Consider the following 17,911-nt stretch of genomic DNA (forward strand, 5'->3'; position numbering starts at 1 on the left):
TGAGCCGTATGCAGTGAAAGTTGCACGTACGGTTCTTAGAGGGGCGGCACTTGGTAACAAGTGTCGTCTACTCGACAAAAACGTGTTGACTCCCTTGTGGTGTGTGTCCTGAATTATTGGAATTCTCATCCATTTAACTCTTGTAGCAATTATACACTATAGCCTTGAGCTACAGTTCCGTTTGTGGCTACAAATTTATTTCTGACTAGCTAAACTCTCAGTTTTGAATAGAAAGGAAAAGCAGCTATGACTACGAATTTTATAGTGAAGCCACTTGAGAAAAATATTTTTGATGAACTTTTGAATAAGAGTGAAGAGCAACTAGCAGAAGTTAACGCTAGATGGCTATTCGCAGATTCAAAACCAGGCTACCCTTGTCGAGTGTCATTGAAAGAGGCTGAAGTTGGAGAGAAAGTTTTACTCGTCCCATTTAAATATCATGATGTTTTATCGCCTTATCAAGGAACTGGTCCAATTTTCATTCGCGAAAATGCTGAAACAGCCCAATTGGACATTAACGAGATACCTGAAATATTAACAAAAAGGTTGCTGTCAGTGAGGGCATACAATAGTGAGAATTTGATGATTCACGCAGAAACAGTACAAGGTGAAGAATTCAAAACTTCTATCCGTAATCAGTTTTTAAATGGTGAAGTCGCATACTTGCAAATTCATAATGCAAATCCTGGCTGCTTCAATTGCAACGTTCTTCGAGCCTAGCAAGCCAAGGAGCTTTCAACTGATATGAACCAAGTTAGATCGGGAACTTTAACTTGGTTTTGTCCAATAATAAATTAAAAGCCTTTACCATCACACAAAAAAGGCGAACCGGATGGTTCGCCTTTAAAGTTTTTGCAGAAGCTAAAAACTAGTCTTCGTAATTCTCAATGCTTGGGCAAGAGCAAATTAGGTTACGGTCGCCGTAAACGTTGTCTACGCGGTTAACCGTTGGCCAGTATTTCGATGCTTTTGCTTGTGCAGATGGGAAGCACGCCAGCTCACGTGAGTAAGGGCGGTTCCACTCATCTTCAGACAAGTCAGCTTGAGTGTGAGGGGCATTAACCAATGGGTTGTTGTCCAGTGGCCATTCGCCTTCTTTCACTTTTGCCATTTCTTCACGGATGGCGATCATCGCGTTACAGAAACGGTCTATCTCAGCTAAATCTTCAGATTCCGTTGGCTCAACCATCAGCGTACCCGCAACTGGGAACGACATGGTTGGCGCGTGGAAGCCGTAGTCCATCAAACGTTTTGCGATGTCTTCTTCACTGATGCCTGTTTCTTCTTTTAGCGGACGAATATCAATAATACATTCGTGTGCTACGCGGCCGTTGGTGCCACGGTAAAGAACAGGGTAGTGAGAACGCAAGCGTTCCATGATGTAGTTTGCGTTTAGAATCGCCAGTTTCGTTGCTTCCGTTAAACCTTGTGTGCCCATCATCGCGATGTAAGCCCAAGAAATTGGAAGAATCGAAGCACTGCCTAAATCGGCTGCGGCTACTGCGTAATCTTCGCCCTGTACACCGTTTTCGATGTGGCCTGGCAAGAAAGGTGCTAGGTGCGATTTCACACCGATAGGACCCATACCCGGACCGCCACCACCGTGTGGGATACAGAATGTTTTGTGTAGGTTCAAGTGAGAAACGTCTGAACCGATAAAGCCTGGAGAAGTTAAGCCTACCTGCGCGTTCATGTTTGCGCCATCTAGGTAAACTTGGCCGCCAGCCTCGTGAACCATTTCGCACACTTCTTTCACTTGCTCTTCGTATACGCCGTGCGTAGAAGGGTAGGTGATCATAATGCTTGAAAGGTTGTCTCTGTGTTTCTCGATCTTAGCCGCTAGGTCGTCCATCGCGATGTTGCCATCGTCGTCACACTTAACGATAACGACTTTCATCGACATCATTGAAGCAGTGGCTGGGTTAGTACCGTGTGCTGAACTTGGGATCAAACAGATGTTACGGTGACCTTCGCCACGGCTAGCGTGGTAGCGCTGAATCGCGATAAGACCCGCGTATTCGCCCGATGCACCCGAGTTCGGTTGCAAAGAGAAGTCATCGTAGCCAGTGATTTCACATAGCTTCTGTTTTAGATCTTGAGCAAGTGCTGTGTAACCAGCCGCTTGGTCTAGTGGTGCGAATGGGTGAATCGCGCCAAATTCTGGCCAAGTAACAGGGATCATTTCTGCGGCTGCGTTCAATTTCATTGTGCAGCTGCCTAGCGGGATCATACCGTGAGTCAGTGAGAAATCTTTGTTCTCAAGCTGCTTCAGGTAACGCATCATTTGCGTTTCGCTGTGGTGCGTATTGAATACAGGGTGAGTTAGGTATTCAGACTCGCGACGGCACGCTTCTGGAATTGCTGCAAATTCGTTGCTTTCAATTTCAGCAGACAGCGTTTCCACGTTTTGCTCTGCACCGAATACGTCAAATAGCGCTTCTAGGTCTTGAGTTGTCGTGGTTTCATCAAGGCTGATACCGATTTGGCCATCAAGTTGACGCAGGTTGATGTCGGCTTGCTGTGCTTTTTCAAGCAATGCTGCCGTTTTGTCGCCTGTGTTTAGCGTGATGGTATCGAAGAAGCTGTTATGAGCTAGCTCGTAACCTGCTTTCGTTAAACCCGCCGCCAAAATAGCCGTTAGGTGATGCGTACGACGAGCGATAGTGCGTAAGCCTTCTGCGCCGTGATACACAGCAAAGAAAGAAGCCATGTTCGCAAGCAGTGCTTGAGCCGTACAAATGTTCGATGTCGCTTTCTCGCGGCGGATGTGCTGCTCACGAGTTTGCATCGCCATACGAAGCGCTTGGTTGCCTTTTGTATCGATGGAAACACCGATAACACGGCCAGGCATGGTACGTTTGTGCTTGTCACGAGTGGCCATAAATGCCGCGTGAGGACCGCCGTATCCCATTGGAACACCAAAACGTTGCGCACTACCGATAGCAACATCAGCGCCCATTTCTCCAGCCGGTTTCAATAGGGCACAAGCGAGTAGATCCGTTGCAACCGTAACAAGCGTTTTGTTTGCTTGCGCTTTAGCGATGATATCGCTGAGGTCACGAACTTCACCCGTTGTACCCGGATATTGAATCAGAGCACCAAATACATCGTGCTCTGGCAGAGATTCTGCTGTGCCAGTGATTACTTCAAAACCAATAAACTCGGCACGAGTTTTCACTACCGCAAGAGTTTGAGGGTGCACGTCGTCAGCGACGAAGAACACGTTGCTTTTGCTTTTACCTGCACGCTTACACAAGGTCATGGCTTCAGCGGCTGCTGTTGCTTCGTCCAGTAGGGATGCGTTGGCAATTTCCATACCCGTCAAATCCATCACCATTTGCTGGTAATTCAGCAATGCTTCAAGACGACCCTGAGAAATCTCAGGTTGGTAAGGGGTATAAGCTGTGTACCAACCAGGGTTTTCCAGCACGTTACGTAAAATCACGTTTGGCGTGAAGGTGTTGTAATAACCTTGGCCAATGAAAGTACGCTTGATTTGGTTTTGGTTAGCAAATTTTTTCATCGCCAGAAGCATGTCTGCTTCGCTCAAAGGAGCTTCATCACTCATTGGTGACTCTAGGCGAATTTGTGCAGGTACGGTTTCTTCAATCAGAGCATCCAAGCTAGATGCGTTAACCGCATCTAGCATGTGTTTTTGTTCTGATTTATTTGGGCCGTTGTGGCGCGCAATAAACTCGTTGTCCGTGCTTAGGTTGTGAAGTAACTCTGTCATAATCTCTATCTACCGCGACTCGTCGATTATTTATTCGTCTTCAAGACCGTTATGGTACTCTTCCGAATCTTTCAGGTTGTCCAGTTCTGAAGCATCTTCTAGCTTCACTTTAACGATCCAACCGCCTTCGTACGATTCTTCGTTAATCAGTTCTGGGCTGTCTTCTAGCTCTTCATTGATTTCAACAATTTCACCAGTAATAGGCGCGTAAATGTCTGACGCTGCTTTTACCGATTCAACTAATGAAAAGCTTTCGCCCGCTTCAATGCTGTCGCCTGCTTCTGGCAGGTCTACGAATACGACATCGCCAAGCATCTGCTGAGCGTGCTCTGAGATACCGATAGTAACGGTGCCGTCACCATTGTCTTTAACCCACTCGTGGCTATCAGCAAACTTCAGTGTATTGTCCATTGATTTGTCTCCAAAAATTCCCAGGTGATGATTATTATTGGTAAAGCGGGAAGCGACTGCAGAGGTCTTTCACTTGCTTTTTAACGCGTTGCTCGACTTCTGCGTTGCCTTCTGGGCTTTCTACTAAGCCATCCAGCACATCGCCAATCCACTCTCCGATCAGTTTAAATTCTTCATTTCCGAAACCGCGGCTTGTTCCGGCAGGCGTACCTAAGCGAATGCCTGATGTAATCATAGGCTTCTCTGAATCAAATGGTATGCCGTTTTTGTTACATGTGATGCCTGCACGTTCCAACGCTTCTTCTGTTTGGTTTCCTTTCAATCCTTTCGGGCGAAGGTCAACCAACATTAGGTGCGTGTCGGTACCGTTGGTCACGATGTCACAGCCACGATTTTGCAATACTTCGGCTAAAACTTTTGCGTTACTTACCACAGTATCAATGTAAGTCTTGAATTCTGGACCTAATGCTTCACCGAACGCGACGGCTTTGGCGGCGATCACATGCATTAAAGGACCGCCTTGTAATCCAGGAAATACTGCGGAGTTAATCTTTTTGATGATGTCTTCGTGATTGGTAAGAATCATGCCACCACGCGGGCCACGAAGTGTTTTGTGCGTTGTTGTTGTTACAACGTGTGCGTGAGGTAGTGGGCTAGGGTGAGCGCCTGTTGCGATAAGACCAGCAATGTGTGCCATATCGACCATCAGGATAGCGCCAACTTCGTCTGCAATTTCGCGGAATTTAGCGAAATCGATAACACGTGGGATAGCACTGCCACCCGCGATGATCATTTTAGGTTGGTGCTCTTTTGCTAGTGCAAGAACATCATCGTAGTTAATTTCTAGAGTTTCTTTGTCTACGCCATATTGAACGGCGTTAAACCACTTACCAGAAAGCGCTGGGCGTGCACCGTGTGTTAGGTGACCACCAGCATCTAGAGACATCCCCAAAATGGTGTCTCCAGGTTGCAGCAATGCCAGCTTAACCGCGCCGTTTGCTTGCGCACCAGAGTGAGGCTGAACATTTACGTATTCACAGTCGAATAGTTTCTTTGCGCGTTCAATAGCAATAGCTTCTACGGTGTCTACGTGTTCACAACCACCGTAGTAACGGCGACCCGGGTAACCTTCTGCGTACTTGTTTGTTAGGCATGTGCCTTGTGCTTGCATTACCGCTTTCGATACGATGTTTTCAGAAGCGATAAGCTCAATTTGGTCGTTCTGACGAGCACTTTCTGCTTGGATTCCAGCGAAAACAGCGTCGTCTGTGGCAGCGAGGTTAGTAGAGAAGAAGTTCTCAAGGCTGTGATTTTGGTAAGATTTGTTGTTCATGGCAGATAACCTTCCATTTGTCTGGCTAGTATGGCTCTAAATTGGCCGTGTTCTTTAATTAAGCCAGGCTTCCTTTGTTTCTCTGAAATGGCTTACGTTCTGAAGCCATTCCAGCGCGAGTCTGTGAACTTCTCATTTCTGCCGTTTACTACGTAATGGGTTTGGCAAATTCAATCTAAAACGATGTTTTAGCCAAACGTTTGCTTTTTCGGTGCGGATTGTAGGGTAAGTTGCACTCGAATGGCAGTGTTTTTTGTATGTAAATGACCTATTACGTAATACGTTAGAAATGTGCGAGAAAGTTCCCCATCTAACAAGGTCGTAACATAACGTTAGTTGAGTAGACAATCAATCAAAAATTTCCTATTGGAAACATGTTTTCCTATTTTGCTACATGGTGCACTGTTTAATTTCATCCGACTACTTTCATGTTCACGCGTCTCTGTGCACAATAAAAGAACAGCATTAGGAAGTACGAAAATAAGAGGGATGCATGTCTGAAGACATCTACGATGAGTACCCATCAGTAACGCTTGCAAAAGAGCCTCAAGACGAGAATATCGAACCGTTAAAGCTTGGGAAGCGCTTAAAAGAAATCCGAATGAAGCTTGGCTTAACTTTGGAAGATGCAAGCAAGCGTACAGGGCTTGCTCGATCCACGCTTTCTAAGATTGAAAACGAACAAATTTCGCCTACGTTCCAAGCCATGCAAAAACTGGCGAACGGGTTGCGAATAGATATGCCTCAACTCTTTGAACCACCAAGAAAAAAAGTGGCAACGGGTAGGAGAGATCTTACGCGTTCTGGAGAGGGTAAACCCCATCCAACTCCCACCTACGAGCACGAGCTACTGGCCACTCAACTTTCTAATAAAAAAATGATGCCGTTTAAAAGCCGTATACGGGCAAGGAATTTTGAAGATTATAACGATTGGGTTCGTCACGACGGAGAGGAGTTTCTTCTGATCTTAGAAGGGGATGTTTTGTTCTTTTCAGAATTTTATGAACCCGTTCCGATGACCGTTGGCGATAGCGTTTATTATGACGCCAATATGGGTCATATGTTGGTCTCGACCAGTGATGAAGATGCTCAAATTTTGTGGGTGACGGCTAAATAACGTTAAATTCCTTAAGTTTCTTATAGTGAAAGCAAACGTTTGCTTTGCTTTCATAACTGCTTCATTTAATAAGAAATTTCACAATAAATACTCAAAAATCACACCAATGTATGATGTAACAAAGTTGTGAAATATCACAATTTTACTGATCTTATACGTCCGATCGGTTTAAAAGCGAGTCAACTTTATCTACTATTGGAAACAAATCTTAACTTTGTAGAAACATCCGTGTGTCTTTGCAAAGGGAAAAGACAATATTTGATGATAAAACATCATTGACTGTCTTTGTTTTTATAAAAGGGAAACGAACCGTTACCTTTTAAGCCAGTTTTAAAACGTCGACGAAGTCAGCCAGGGCTTGGCGATATGGAGAATACAATGACTGAATTACTGAAAACCCCACTGCACGCGCTTCACGTAGAAGTTGGAGCGAAAATGGTACCGTTTGCAGGATACGATATGCCTGTCCAGTACCCATTGGGTGTGAAGAAAGAGCACTTGCATACACGTGATGCGGCTGGCTTGTTCGATGTATCGCACATGGGGCAGCTTAAGCTTCACGGTCCTGATGCGGCGAAAGCGTTAGAAGCACTAGTTCCGGTTGATATTGTTGATCTTCCTGTAGGAAACCAGCGTTACGCGTTCTTCACAAATGAAGAAGGCGGCATTATGGATGACTTGATGGTGGCTAATTTTGGCGATCACCTATTCGTTGTCGTTAACGCTGCGTGTAAAGAGCAAGATATTGCCCACCTGCGCGCTAACCTGCCTGAGTCGGTAGAACTAGAGCTAATTGAAGATCGCGCTTTGCTTGCATTGCAAGGTCCAAAAGCCGCAGAAGTGCTGGCGCGCATAGCACCTGAAGTCTCTGAGATGGTGTTTATGGATGCTCGTTCAATTGAGATTCTTGGTGAGCCTTGCTTGGTAAGCCGTTCTGGCTACACCGGTGAAGATGGTTACGAGATCTCTGTATCGGCTGGTAAAGCTCAAGAATTGGCTCGTGCGCTCACTGAATTCGCGGAAGTGGAGTGGATTGGTCTTGGTGCTCGTGATTCATTGCGTTTGGAGTGTGGTCTTTGCCTTTACGGTCACGATCTAGACACAACAACGACACCTGTTGAAGCAAGCCTATTGTGGGGCATTCAGAAAGTTCGTCGTACAGATGGCGAGCGTGCAGGTGGTTTCCCTGGCGCAGACATTATTCTTGAGCAAATCGCGACGAAGAATGTTTCTCGCAAGCGTATTGGCCTGATTGGTCAAACGAAAGCACCAGTTCGTGAAGGGGCAAAATTGTTTGATGCAAATGACAATGAAATCGGCATCGTAACCAGTGGTACTGCGGGCCCGACAGCGGGTAAGCCAGTTTCTATGGGTTATGTAAAAACAGAATTTGCTGCCATTGGTACAGAGGTTTTTGCTGAAGTACGTGGTAAAAAACTGGCAATGACTGTTGAGAAAATGCCGTTTGTACCTCAGCGTTACTATCGCGGCTAATTTCAAATTTTTCGAAAATCTGAGCGGCTATTCTTTACGGAATAGCCGCTTTTTTTTTGACCTGATGTAATACGATGCTTACGAACGATTACGTTTGAGACATCGAAAATGAAGGATTAGTTGATATACTGACCACTGATAGTTTTATCAAATTTCGCTTAAAACGCGTTCGGATAACAAGAAACGAGAGGGTCAATATGATCAAGTCATTGATTACACTGCTAACAATGTTGCCTGTCGCGAGCATGGCGTCAAATACTGTTAATCCTTTAATCATTAACGGTACAAATGCGTCTACTCAGAACTTCCCCTCTATTGTTAACTTGTATCTTGATGCGTTTGAGTACAATCAACAGTATGGAAGTTTGTATTGTGGGGGAACAACACTGAACGCAAACTATGTATTAACAGCAGCGCACTGTGTTGATGATCGTACAGACATCCAGCTGTTTACTAAAGTTGTTCCTCAGCTTCAGTACAGAACTGATTACCCTTCTAACGTATCCCGGTATCAGGTTAGTGAAATTTATGTTCACCCTAGTTGGGATAGCACGACTTCTAAGCACGATATCGCGATTCTAAAGCTAGAGTCACCGCGAAATATCGACGTAAGCAACGTGGGAATAAAGCGCCCAACGAATAAAAATTATGCAGTGACATCGTCCAACTTGTTTGTAACAGTTGGTCATGGTCTAACAGACAGCTCGAGCAAATCAACGAGTAACTCTCTTCAGAAAACAGACCTAAGTTTTGTAGACACGGCTACCTGTAATAACGTATTTAGGGTTGATATTGATAGTTCATTTCTTTGTATGACAGGCGCGCGAAACCCAAATACTGGTCTGCATAATAGTGCTTGTAGCGGGGATTCTGGTGGTCCTGTGTACATTAAAGATGGTAATAACAATATTCAGGTTGGGGTAACAAGTTTCGGAACAACAACGTGTGGTTCCATTTCACAAGTTACAACTGTTTATACCGATTTATACGAACATGCTGGTTGGATTGATAGCGTGTTAGCTGGCTCAGTTAGCCCAAAATATACATCAACACATGCTAAACGTCTTGCCTACTTTGGGGGCTCCACCAATAACTCAGGATCGTCTTCAGGGTCTTCATTTGGTGTGTTTTCTTTAGTCGCAATTTTATTACTGGGCTGCTTCCGTCACAGAAAACAGGGAGCTAAATAGTACCCTAAACGAAGGGCTGGATTCTGGCAGCCAATGATCACAAAAGTGCAGGGCACTTAGGTGGTGAGTAATCGGCTTGATAGTTGTTTATTGAATCCAGCTCACATCGATTTTTCGTCATATCCAGTAAGTTACATAACGTAAGTTTACAGACTAGGTAATTGTTGGATGAACGGAAAGCTACTAACAATGGCGCTTTTGGCTTTTTCTGGAAGCGCATCGGCTAACAATGCAGTCAACCCTGCAATCGTCAACGGGAGTGTGGCGAGCAGTGCGAATTACCCTTCAATTGCTACACTTTTCATCGATACGCTTGAATACGATGGGCGTTATTCCACTGGCAATTATTGTGGTGCCAGCATTCTTGATGCTAATCATGTACTAACTGCTGCCCATTGTGTTTATAACAATACGCTGGCGAGCCTGCTAACAACGGTTGTCCCTCAATTAAATAATGAAGAAGATTTCCCTTCGAAAGTTCAACCTTATGGCGCGAAGCAGCGAGTTCGAGTCAGCGCGATTTATTACCCTGACAACTACTCAAATGCAAATCTAGATTTACTGCCTAACGATATAGCCGTGCTCAAGTTGGAAACGCCTCTTACGTTTTCTTCAAGTGTTTTCCCATCTATACCATTAACAATGACGGATTCTATTGAGTCGACATACCGCGCGACTTCGTCTGCTGTTTTTACGGCGGTTGGCCATGGGAACACGCAAAGCAACAATGATGATAGAAAACAGAAATACGGATACTTACCACTGCTTAAAACCAGTTTGGAAGTTGCGACCCCAGCAGAGTGCAGTTCAACATTCGTCAACGGAAATAAGCTAACCGATAGCCACTTATGTTTCAAAGACACTAATACTACGTCTGGGTTATTGAACAGTGCATGCCAAGGTGACTCTGGAGGCCCTGCTTATTGGACTGACCCTAACTCACAAATACAATATCAAGTCGGCATAGCTAGCTTTGTCACCAGTACATGTGGAAGTTCAGATCAAACTAAAGTGACCTCTGTTTATACAGAAGTGAAAGACTATCAATCTTGGATTGCTAGTGTGATCGCTGGTAATGAAACACCTAAAGCCATTTCTAATGATGTACTCAGAAAAGAATGGTTGCAAAAATACAGCTTAAGTACAAATACAAGCAGTAGTAGCGGCGGGTCTATTGGGTGGTTAGCGATGGCGCTTCTCATGTTTGCCAGTATCGCTCGAAAACGTAAGTAATCTACAACACTTAAACAAGAGAGGGTCTCATTCCATATGAGGCTCTTTTTTTTTAATTTTTTTCGCAACCAGATAACTTACTGATATTGATAAAGTAAATAAAATGTTAATGATGTATTTTTTATAAATTGGCTCAATGTCGAGGTGTAATGTTCAATTAATTTATGCCGTGTGATCTAAATCTCTCCTACTCTTTTTATAGAGCTTAAATATCTTTGGGATGTTTATTGGGGAGAGTTCTATGCGCAATGTGTTGCTATTAATGCTTGTTTTTTCAGCTCAGTATGCAGTCAGTGCTGAACAAGTTTCACCAGCAATTGTTAACGGAAATAACGCTTACATTTCATCTTATCCTTACATGGCAAGCCTTTATTACGATAGACGTGAAGATTACGGTTACTACGGTAATTATTGTGGAGCAACCATTCTAGACGCGAAACACGTAATGACAGCGGCACATTGTATCCAAGACAACTATTACAATAAATATACCACCGTCGTATTGCAGTTAGAGCGCGAAGGGGACTTTAACAGCGCTCAGAAAATACCAGCGAAATCCTTTTATTATCGAGACGACTACCGAGACGGATCCTATTACCTATGGGAGAACGACATCGCGATCATAGAACTTGAATACGTGATGGAAGGTGTCCGTTCTTCTCAATTTGTACCACTGCCTGTTAGTGGTGATGACGCAAACTATCGTGCTAACGGTGCAAAGTTTCAAGCGGTAGGGCATGGGAACACCAAGTCTAACTACGACAGTTCTGATCATCTATTGCAAGTGGCGTTGGATTACGTTGACCAAGTGACTTGTACCGCTTTTGCATCGGTGAAAGGAGGGCACATCTGTACAAAGGGAGATTACAACGCAACATCTGGTCTTCATGGCGCTATTTGTCAGGGTGACTCTGGCGGACCGCTACTCTGGTTTGATGGCTCTAAATACCGACAAATTGGCATTGCGAGCTTTGGACCTAGCATTTGTGGCAACCCTTCAGTCTCTGTTCATGGGGTGTTTACTGAGGTATTAGATTACGTTCCTTGGATAAATAGCGTATTGGCTGGGAACGAAACACCGAAATACTCAGTTGACGGCTCAACCACAGGAGGCGTTGCCCCTAAATCAGAGCCAGAAGCTGAAGCCACAAGCGATACTAGCTCTGAAGCGGGCGGGGTTAGCCTATTAGCAATGATATTGTTATTAATTGCTGCCTGCTGGAGGCAGCATTACAAAGTAGGCAAAAGGTTTTTGTCAGGTAAGCATTCAGGGTAATTACTTGGTAATTCATGTGGCGGGCAAGCAATGACTTGCTCGTTGTTTTCACCACATTCTCTTAAGTAAACGAGCGTTGCAAAGCTACTGATTAATTCAGTGGGGTAGATAGGGCCAGCATCGCGTAGCGCTTCCATTTCTTCAAGATGCTCGTTTTGGTAACAAGCAATTTTCTGGGGGTTTTCAACGATCCAACGTGGGAAATAAATGGTTCCATGGACGATGTAGTCTACGAGATTGAAAGACAACGAAACGTCTGTTCCTGTTGGTTCAACCCAAGAAATTCGAAATACGTCTTTTGCAATCTGAACCATGACAACTTCTTGATCTTTTACCCAGCGCCCACCAACAATGCCACTGTGAACACGATAGTCTATAGTGTGGTTGTTCTTTACGTAGCACTCGTATCGCCAACCTTGGTCGTAATCGTAGATAACGCTTTTCCCAACGATACCGCTAAGGTCTTCTTTGTTGAAACTCATGGATTTTCCTTGTTGTTTTTGGGTCTAATTACTTTGGAGTGGATGAGTCTTTAAACTGCTTTCTTTTCCTTGAACTGAGGTAGCTTATAAGACTCTGAATTTCGCATCATAGATTTTATAAAATGAAAAAGTAAATGAGATATGCATGGATTTATGATGTTCTGTCCGATTTCATTATCTTTGTTGTAGTGGTGGGATATTAGGGGGAAACGAGAGGTCGAATGGGCGAAAAACTGTGTGTGGAGCGAGAGAGCAACCCTTATCTTCGTTGAAGAGTAAGCTGAAGATGCAGAGCTGGGCTAAAAAAGCGTTGATGATAGCCTCAAATACTTTCGCGGTATTTGAGGCTTTTTACTGAGGTTACGTAGGTATATTGAACTAAAGACTACGCTGTGACGGCTTTAAGTTCTGCGTGTTTTTTTAATGCAACGTATCCGAATCCGGTTAATGCTGTTCCCGCAGCGATAGCGGCTAGATACATCAATACTGGGCTGATGGCGTTTGGAATGAGCAAGACAAAAAGCCCACCATGCGGCGCAAGTAATTCGGCACCAAACAACATAGATAGCGCGCCAGTTAAAGCACCGCCAGCCATACAAGCAGGGATTACACGCATTGGGTCTTTCGCAGCAAACGGAATGGCACCCTCGGAAATAAAGCACAGTCCGAGCACAAAGGATGCTTTTCCAGCTTCTCTTTCACTTGCGTCGAACTTATCTTTAGCGAGGAAAGTCGCCAGCCCCATACCTAGTGCCGGAACCATACCTGCCGCCATGACTGCTGCCATTGGTGCGTAAGTTTCTGTTGCAAGCAAGCCTACACCAAACGTATATGCCGCTTTATTAACGGGACCGCCTAGGTCAAAGCACATCATTGCACCTAAGATTATGCCGAGTAAAACAGCATTGGTGGAACCCATGGTGTTAAGGAATTCCGTTAACGCGTTCATAGCGCTGGAAACAGGGGTGCCGACAACGTAAATCATGATCAAGCCCGTAAATAAGCTTGCAACCAGCGGGATGATCAAAATGGGTTTTAATGCTTCCATCGATTGCGGCAGCGACACTTTGTCTGCCAACCATTTTGCAGAATAACCAGCGATGAAACCTGCGGCGATACCGCCTAAGAACCCTGCACCAGTCGAACTTGCGAGCATGCCCCCTATCAAGCCGGGTGCCAATCCAGGTCTGTCTGCAATGGAAAAGGCAATGAATCCAGCTAAGATTGGCACCATTAATGCGAAAGCGGAGCCTCCTCCAATCGTCATTAGTGCTGCGGCGAGAGTTCCTTCTTCTTTAAACGCTTCAATGCCAAACACAAAGGAAAGGGCAATGGCTAAACCGCCAGCTACCACTAACGGAAGCATATGCGATACACCTGTCATTAGATGTTTGTAAGCGCCTGTTTTTTCTTTTTTAAAGTTTGTTGAAGATGCATTGCCAGAGTGGGTATAGATTGAAGCTTCTTTAAAGGCCAGCGCCACTTCCTGTTTGGTCTTTTTCAGTGCTAGCCCTGTGCTTGTGCGATACAGAAGCTTGCCGTTAAAGCGTTCCAGCGGTACTTCTATATCAGCAGCAATGATCACGAGATCCGCGTTTGCGATGTCTTCATCCGTCAATTGGTTTTTTACGCCGACTGAGCCACGAGTTTCTACTTTGATCTTATGCCCTAAACGCTTACCTTCTCCCTCCAACGCTTCTGCAGCCATAAATGTGTGGGCAACGCCAGTAGGGCAAGCAGTGATGGCAACAATGTTTTTAGCGCGTTCATCCAAATTTTGGGGGGTGTCGGTGTCAAGGGGGGCGCTATTTCTATTTGCATCGGGCTTTGAGGCACTTTCTTCGGTGAGTACTTCGGCTTTTTCAACGGCATTTTTAAGCCATGCTTGTGGATTCTCCATCACAGTATTGATGGGCTGCTGGTAAACTTTGAGCCCAATAAATCGTTGGTTGTCGAAGCCTTCGTGGCCAGCAATGACAATGACATCGGACCCGCTAAGGACGTCTTGAGACAGTAAATCTACTTGGCGAATAGTTGAATGGCACTCTACGTTGGCGTTAAACCCCAACGTTTTTGCAGCATTTTTCAACAATCCGGAAGCAATAATGGTGTTAGCGACACCACTTGGGCAAGCAGTAACAATAGAGATGTTCATAGTGTTAACCTTTAAAGTTTAGATATTCTTTTAATTGTTATGTTGTGTTGTAACGAAGTTACTGTGTTGAGATCGGGAACCCCAACACCTACCTGCGATACGGCTAAAGCCGATAAGGCAGTTGCGAATGACAGGGTTTGGTCATCATCCCATTGGTTAAGTTGTCCCCAGCACATCCCGGCAACGAGAGTATCGCCCGCGCCAACGGTGCTAACGATGTCGACTTTGGGCGGAGTAGAGTGCAGCCAACAATCATCTCTTCGCCAAAGAACACCTTCAGCACCTAAAGAAATAACAAGGTTTTCTATAGACGCTGTGTTTTCTGTAGGTTGCGAGTCCTTAAGAGGTAAAGAGCTTTTGGCAGGCTGTGATTCTGCAATGAGATTATCGAGAGCAGCAGAAGCATTTATGCATGCTTCTACACTGGAAAGGGGTTGGTTAACTAAGTATCCCAATTCTTCTTCATTAGGCTTGATGAGCCAAGGGCGGGATTGAATGCCATGCGCTAATGCTTCTCGGCTACTATCGAATACGACTTTTTTACCGAGCTTGGTGAGCATTTTTATCCAGTTTGCGCATTCAAGCGGAGTAATGCCACGTGGCAAGCTGCCAGCGAGTACAAACAAATCGTGGCTTTTCGCGAGTTCTAAAAGTGTATTTTCGAACCGATGCTTATCTTCTTCTGTGACAGCAACGCCCGGGAAGTTGATGTCACTAACGGATTTGTCATGTTCGACCAACTTTACGTTTATGCGGGTTGCACCTTCTACTCTGATAAATTGGTCGTTTACATCAATATGATCGAAAAGCTGACAAAACATCTCTTGGTTATCTTTGCCCAAGAAACCGGTCACTGTAACGTTTGCGCCAAGCTCTTTAAGCACTCGTGCGACATTCACTCCTTTGCCAGCGGCATGAAATGCGCTTTCATTGACCAAGCTGACACTGCCTTGATTGAGTGTATCCAACGTTCCAGTCAAATCGAGCGCTGGGTTTAGAGTGATGGTGACTATGTTTTTCATCTAATTATCCTTCACCTAAGCCAGACTCTATCGCAACACCAATGGCATCAAGCGCTTGCTGGGCGTCGATTCCCGAAGCCGTAAACTTCAATTCGTTACCTCGTTTTACGCCTAAGGCAATCACTTTCATTAGGCTTTTGGCGTTAGCGGGTTTTCCATCACTATTCAGGTTTTCAACTTTTATCGTTGATTCAAACTTCTTAGCTTCTGCAACCAACATGGCTCCTGGGCGTGCGTGCAATCCATGCTCATTTCTTATCTTGAAAACGGCTTCTAGTTCATTCGCGCTATCTACAGTTGGGGCGTTGTTATCGACTTCCTTAGAAGAAAGCATCCCAAGCACCTGTGAAGCTGAAGAGGATAAAAGGGTAGATTGCTCGCCTCGTTCAATGATGTTTTGTAGAGCGGTAAGGTAAGGAATATGAGATTCATCGATGGCAACGACAGCGATGAGTGCTTTTACCTCCTTACCTTGAAAGGTGAAAGAATCGGTTACTGATACAAACGAGAACCCCGTATTTAGTACACTCTTGCTAGAGCTTGCCATCCACAAACCTTGCCCTAAATGAGTCGGTTCGGATGAGAGGAGATCACTAATGGTGTTGTGACTGCACTTTTCTTGATTCTTTAAGATTCCAGCGGCAACCGCAGTAAGTTGTACCATATCCGTTGCGGGAAAATCGATAAGAATGGATGTCTCTTCCAATACAGGTTTAGCTGAGCTTTTTCCATTCAAAATATCGAGGATTTCGATCGCTTTTGTCGCGACTTTCAACTTGTCTTGAACATCATCTTCTGAGAGCACATTGGTCAGTTGCTTTAGGATACTTAAATGTTCGTCAGACTGAGCAGCAATACCAATGGCAAGGTAAACGCTGTTGCCATTGCCCCAATCGACTCCTTGAGGAAAGTGATGGATGCTAACACCCGTTTTCTTAACTAACTTGCGGGTATCGGTTGTTCCATGAGGGATGGCAATGCCGTTCCCAAGGTAGGTAGAAGACTGAGATTCGCGCTCTAACATCCCTTTAACGTAGTTTGATTCCACTAATTCTTTTGCGTTCAAAGTGGTCGCAACTAATTGAATGGCTTGCGGTTTAGAACCAGCTTGGCAACCTAGAGTAATGTCGCTTTCTTTCAATGTCAGCATGGAGACCTCGTAAAGTAGTTTCATGAATCGATGGCTGATCACGACTCACGATATTGTAATTTAGCTGAATCGGTTCAGCTTTTTGGTCAAAAAAATTCAGCAAACGCTGTACATTTGTATAACCGAACGTCTTTATGCGCATCAAATAGATGCTTAAAGGCGTGGGTATCGTTCACATTTTGTTGTTTTGCTGAATCCTTTCAGCTTTTATACTGAAACGATTCAGCTTATAATTCAAACCTAAAATATCATCAGGATCCCGAATTATGATCCATCGCACACAACAGCAGGGTCCAATATGACACTCGATGAAATAGCCAAACTGGCTGGCGTTTCGAAAACAACAGCAAGCTACGTGATAAACGGGAAAGCTCAAAAATACCGTATCAGCGAAAGAACTCAGAAAAAAGTAATGGCTGTGGTAGAAGAGCACCAGTTTCGTCCTGATCATGCGGCATCCGCATTACGAGCGGGCAGCAGCCGTTCTTTTGGGCTGGTGATTCCTGATCTTGAAAACACCAGTTACGCTAGGTTGGCGAAATTGCTAGAAGCGCAATCGAGAAATGCTGGCTTTCAGATTTTAATTGGGTGCTCTGATGATGATCCAGAAACGGAAAAAAAAGTCGTTAATGCACTTATTAGCCGGAGAGTTGATGCACTTTTTGTTGCCAGTGCTATTGCAGATGGTTCCGATTTTTATCGTCAGATTCAGCAAAGCGGCACCCCTGTTATTGCTATTGACCGAGCATTAGACGATGAGCATTTTGCCTGTGTAATTAGTGAGGATTTTGAAGGTGCTAAGTCACTGACAGAATCGATGATGAGTGGCTCTGTAAAATCGGTAGGGTTACTGGGCGCAATGCCAGAACTGAATGTTTCCAAAGAGCGTGAAATGGGTTTTTTGAAAGCTGTTGGTGGTCATAATTGCGAAGTATATAAAGCGTATGGCGACCACTTTAATCGGGAGAACGGGCACGCCCTTTTTTCAAATTGGATAAAAATGGGTACCGTTCCAGATGCCATCGTAGTGACTTCTTATACTCTGTTGGAAGGGATACTCGATGCTTTGTTAGACAAGCCTGAGCTGCTGAATACAATCAAGCTTGGTACTTTTGGTGATAACAGACTTCTTGATTTTCTACCTATAAAAGTGAATTCGCTGCCACAGCAATTTGAGTTAATCGCAGACAGTGCCATGGAGCTTGCATTAAATGCTTCGGCAAAGCGATATCAGTCTGGGTTAGAGTTTATTAATCGAAAATTGATTATTCGACAATAATATCGGTTTTGTTAAGCGTAAATTTCAAAATCTCTT

Annotated in this window: 12 protein-coding genes and 3 pseudogenes; 7 read left to right on the forward strand and 8 right to left on the reverse strand. The window is 44.6% G+C overall.

Annotated features, from left to right (window positions below; translation table 11 throughout):
- Positions 1-246 precede the first annotated feature (246 nt).
- Complete coding sequence (locus tag Q8W40_RS08090) at positions 247-720, forward strand: DUF1203 domain-containing protein (RefSeq protein WP_305396689.1); 474 nt, start codon at positions 247-249, stop codon at positions 718-720.
- Between the two features lie 148 nt (positions 721-868).
- Here the strand turns inward: Q8W40_RS08090 and gcvP are convergent, their stop codons facing one another.
- The 3 genes from gcvP to Q8W40_RS08105 are packed head-to-tail and all read right to left on the reverse strand — an operon-like array spanning position 869 to position 5,477.
- Positions 869-3,733, reverse strand: a complete 2,865-nt coding sequence (gene gcvP / locus Q8W40_RS08095) for an aminomethyl-transferring glycine dehydrogenase (RefSeq protein WP_305396690.1) — start codon at positions 3,731-3,733, stop codon at positions 869-871.
- A 30-nt stretch (positions 3,734-3,763) separates the two neighbouring features.
- A complete protein-coding gene (gcvH, locus tag Q8W40_RS08100) occupies positions 3,764-4,144 on the reverse strand; it encodes a glycine cleavage system protein GcvH (RefSeq protein ID WP_101115161.1) in 381 nt (126 codons plus the stop codon).
- 34 nt (positions 4,145-4,178) lie between these two features.
- On the reverse strand, positions 4,179-5,477 hold the full coding sequence (locus tag Q8W40_RS08105; protein ID WP_126606964.1) for a serine hydroxymethyltransferase: 1,299 nt from the start codon (positions 5,475-5,477) through the stop codon (positions 4,179-4,181).
- Between the two features lie 493 nt (positions 5,478-5,970).
- On the opposite strand from Q8W40_RS08105, the gene Q8W40_RS08110 reads away from it, so the two are divergent.
- The 5 genes from Q8W40_RS08110 (at position 5,971) to Q8W40_RS08130 (ending at position 11,787) form a co-directional block, all read left to right on the forward strand.
- Entirely contained in the window at positions 5,971-6,594 is a 624-nt protein-coding gene (locus Q8W40_RS08110) for a helix-turn-helix domain-containing protein (protein ID WP_101115159.1), read from the forward strand.
- 366 nt (positions 6,595-6,960) lie between these two features.
- Positions 6,961-8,088 carry a glycine cleavage system aminomethyltransferase GcvT gene (gcvT, locus tag Q8W40_RS08115; RefSeq protein WP_305396691.1) on the forward strand — a complete coding sequence of 376 codons (1,128 nt, stop codon included), beginning with the start codon at positions 6,961-6,963 and terminating at the stop codon, positions 8,086-8,088.
- A gap of 197 nt (positions 8,089-8,285) precedes the next feature.
- A complete protein-coding gene (locus Q8W40_RS08120; protein WP_305396692.1) occupies positions 8,286-9,278 on the forward strand; it encodes a S1 family peptidase in 993 nt (330 codons plus the stop codon).
- 168 nt (positions 9,279-9,446) lie between these two features.
- Positions 9,447-10,511, forward strand: coding sequence for a S1 family peptidase (locus Q8W40_RS08125; RefSeq protein WP_305396693.1), 1,065 nt, complete (start codon positions 9,447-9,449; stop codon positions 10,509-10,511).
- Between the two features lie 241 nt (positions 10,512-10,752).
- Positions 10,753-11,787 (forward strand): S1 family peptidase, encoded by a 1,035-nt coding sequence (locus Q8W40_RS08130; protein ID WP_305396694.1) that lies wholly within the window; start codon positions 10,753-10,755, stop codon positions 11,785-11,787.
- Here the strand turns inward: Q8W40_RS08130 and Q8W40_RS08135 are convergent.
- The 5 genes and pseudogenes from Q8W40_RS08135 to fruB all read right to left on the reverse strand — a co-directional run bounded on the left by Q8W40_RS08135 (position 11,742) and on the right by fruB (position 16,596).
- Positions 11,742-12,269 (reverse strand): phenolic acid decarboxylase, encoded by a 528-nt coding sequence (locus Q8W40_RS08135; RefSeq protein WP_305396695.1) that lies wholly within the window; start codon positions 12,267-12,269, stop codon positions 11,742-11,744. The genes Q8W40_RS08130 and Q8W40_RS08135 overlap by 46 nt on opposite strands.
- Positions 12,270-12,654: 385 nt before the next feature.
- Positions 12,655-14,031, reverse strand: a pseudogene (locus Q8W40_RS08140) (fructose-specific PTS transporter subunit EIIC); the annotation flags it as partial.
- 89 nt (positions 14,032-14,120) lie between these two features.
- Positions 14,121-14,424, reverse strand: a pseudogene (locus tag Q8W40_RS28105) (PTS fructose transporter subunit IIB); the annotation flags it as partial.
- Between the two features lie 11 nt (positions 14,425-14,435).
- On the reverse strand, positions 14,436-15,446 hold the full coding sequence (locus tag Q8W40_RS08145) for a hexose kinase (RefSeq protein WP_305396697.1): 1,011 nt from the start codon (positions 15,444-15,446) through the stop codon (positions 14,436-14,438).
- Positions 15,447-15,450: 4 nt separating this feature from the next.
- Entirely contained in the window at positions 15,451-16,596 is a 1,146-nt protein-coding gene (gene fruB, locus Q8W40_RS08150; protein WP_305396698.1) for a fused PTS fructose transporter subunit IIA/HPr protein, read from the reverse strand.
- A 187-nt stretch (positions 16,597-16,783) separates the two neighbouring features.
- Between fruB and cra the strand changes: the two are divergent.
- Positions 16,784-17,875: pseudogene (cra, locus tag Q8W40_RS08155) on the forward strand (catabolite repressor/activator).
- The last annotated feature ends 36 nt before the right edge of the window (positions 17,876-17,911 follow it).

The organism is Vibrio penaeicida, from assembly GCF_030689305.1.
Taxonomy (GTDB): domain Bacteria; phylum Pseudomonadota; class Gammaproteobacteria; order Enterobacterales; family Vibrionaceae; genus Vibrio; species Vibrio penaeicida_B.

What these genes read in the sequence shown, in the direction of transcription:
- Q8W40_RS08105 (WP_126606964.1), bottom strand. Translation starts at nt 5,477, where the DNA reads ATGAACAACAAATCTTACCAAAATCACAGCCTTGAGAACTTCTTCTCT.
- gcvT (WP_305396691.1), top strand. Translation starts at nt 6,961, where the DNA reads ATGGAGAATACAATGACTGAATTACTGAAAACCCCACTGCACGCGCTT.
- Q8W40_RS08135 (WP_305396695.1), bottom strand. Translation starts at nt 12,269, where the DNA reads ATGAGTTTCAACAAAGAAGACCTTAGCGGTATCGTTGGGAAAAGCGTT.
- Q8W40_RS08110 (WP_101115159.1), top strand. Translation starts at nt 5,971, where the DNA reads ATGTCTGAAGACATCTACGATGAGTACCCATCAGTAACGCTTGCAAAA.
- Q8W40_RS08145 (WP_305396697.1), bottom strand. Translation starts at nt 15,446, where the DNA reads ATGAAAAACATAGTCACCATCACTCTAAACCCAGCGCTCGATTTGACT.
- Q8W40_RS08130 (WP_305396694.1), top strand. Translation starts at nt 10,753, where the DNA reads ATGCGCAATGTGTTGCTATTAATGCTTGTTTTTTCAGCTCAGTATGCA.
- fruB (WP_305396698.1), bottom strand. Translation starts at nt 16,596, where the DNA reads ATGCTGACATTGAAAGAAAGCGACATTACTCTAGGTTGCCAAGCTGGT.
- gcvP (WP_305396690.1), bottom strand. Translation starts at nt 3,733, where the DNA reads ATGACAGAGTTACTTCACAACCTAAGCACGGACAACGAGTTTATTGCG.
- Q8W40_RS08090 (WP_305396689.1), top strand. Translation starts at nt 247, where the DNA reads ATGACTACGAATTTTATAGTGAAGCCACTTGAGAAAAATATTTTTGAT.
- gcvH (WP_101115161.1), bottom strand. Translation starts at nt 4,144, where the DNA reads ATGGACAATACACTGAAGTTTGCTGATAGCCACGAGTGGGTTAAAGAC.
- Q8W40_RS08125 (WP_305396693.1), top strand. Translation starts at nt 9,447, where the DNA reads ATGAACGGAAAGCTACTAACAATGGCGCTTTTGGCTTTTTCTGGAAGC.
- Q8W40_RS08120 (WP_305396692.1), top strand. Translation starts at nt 8,286, where the DNA reads ATGATCAAGTCATTGATTACACTGCTAACAATGTTGCCTGTCGCGAGC.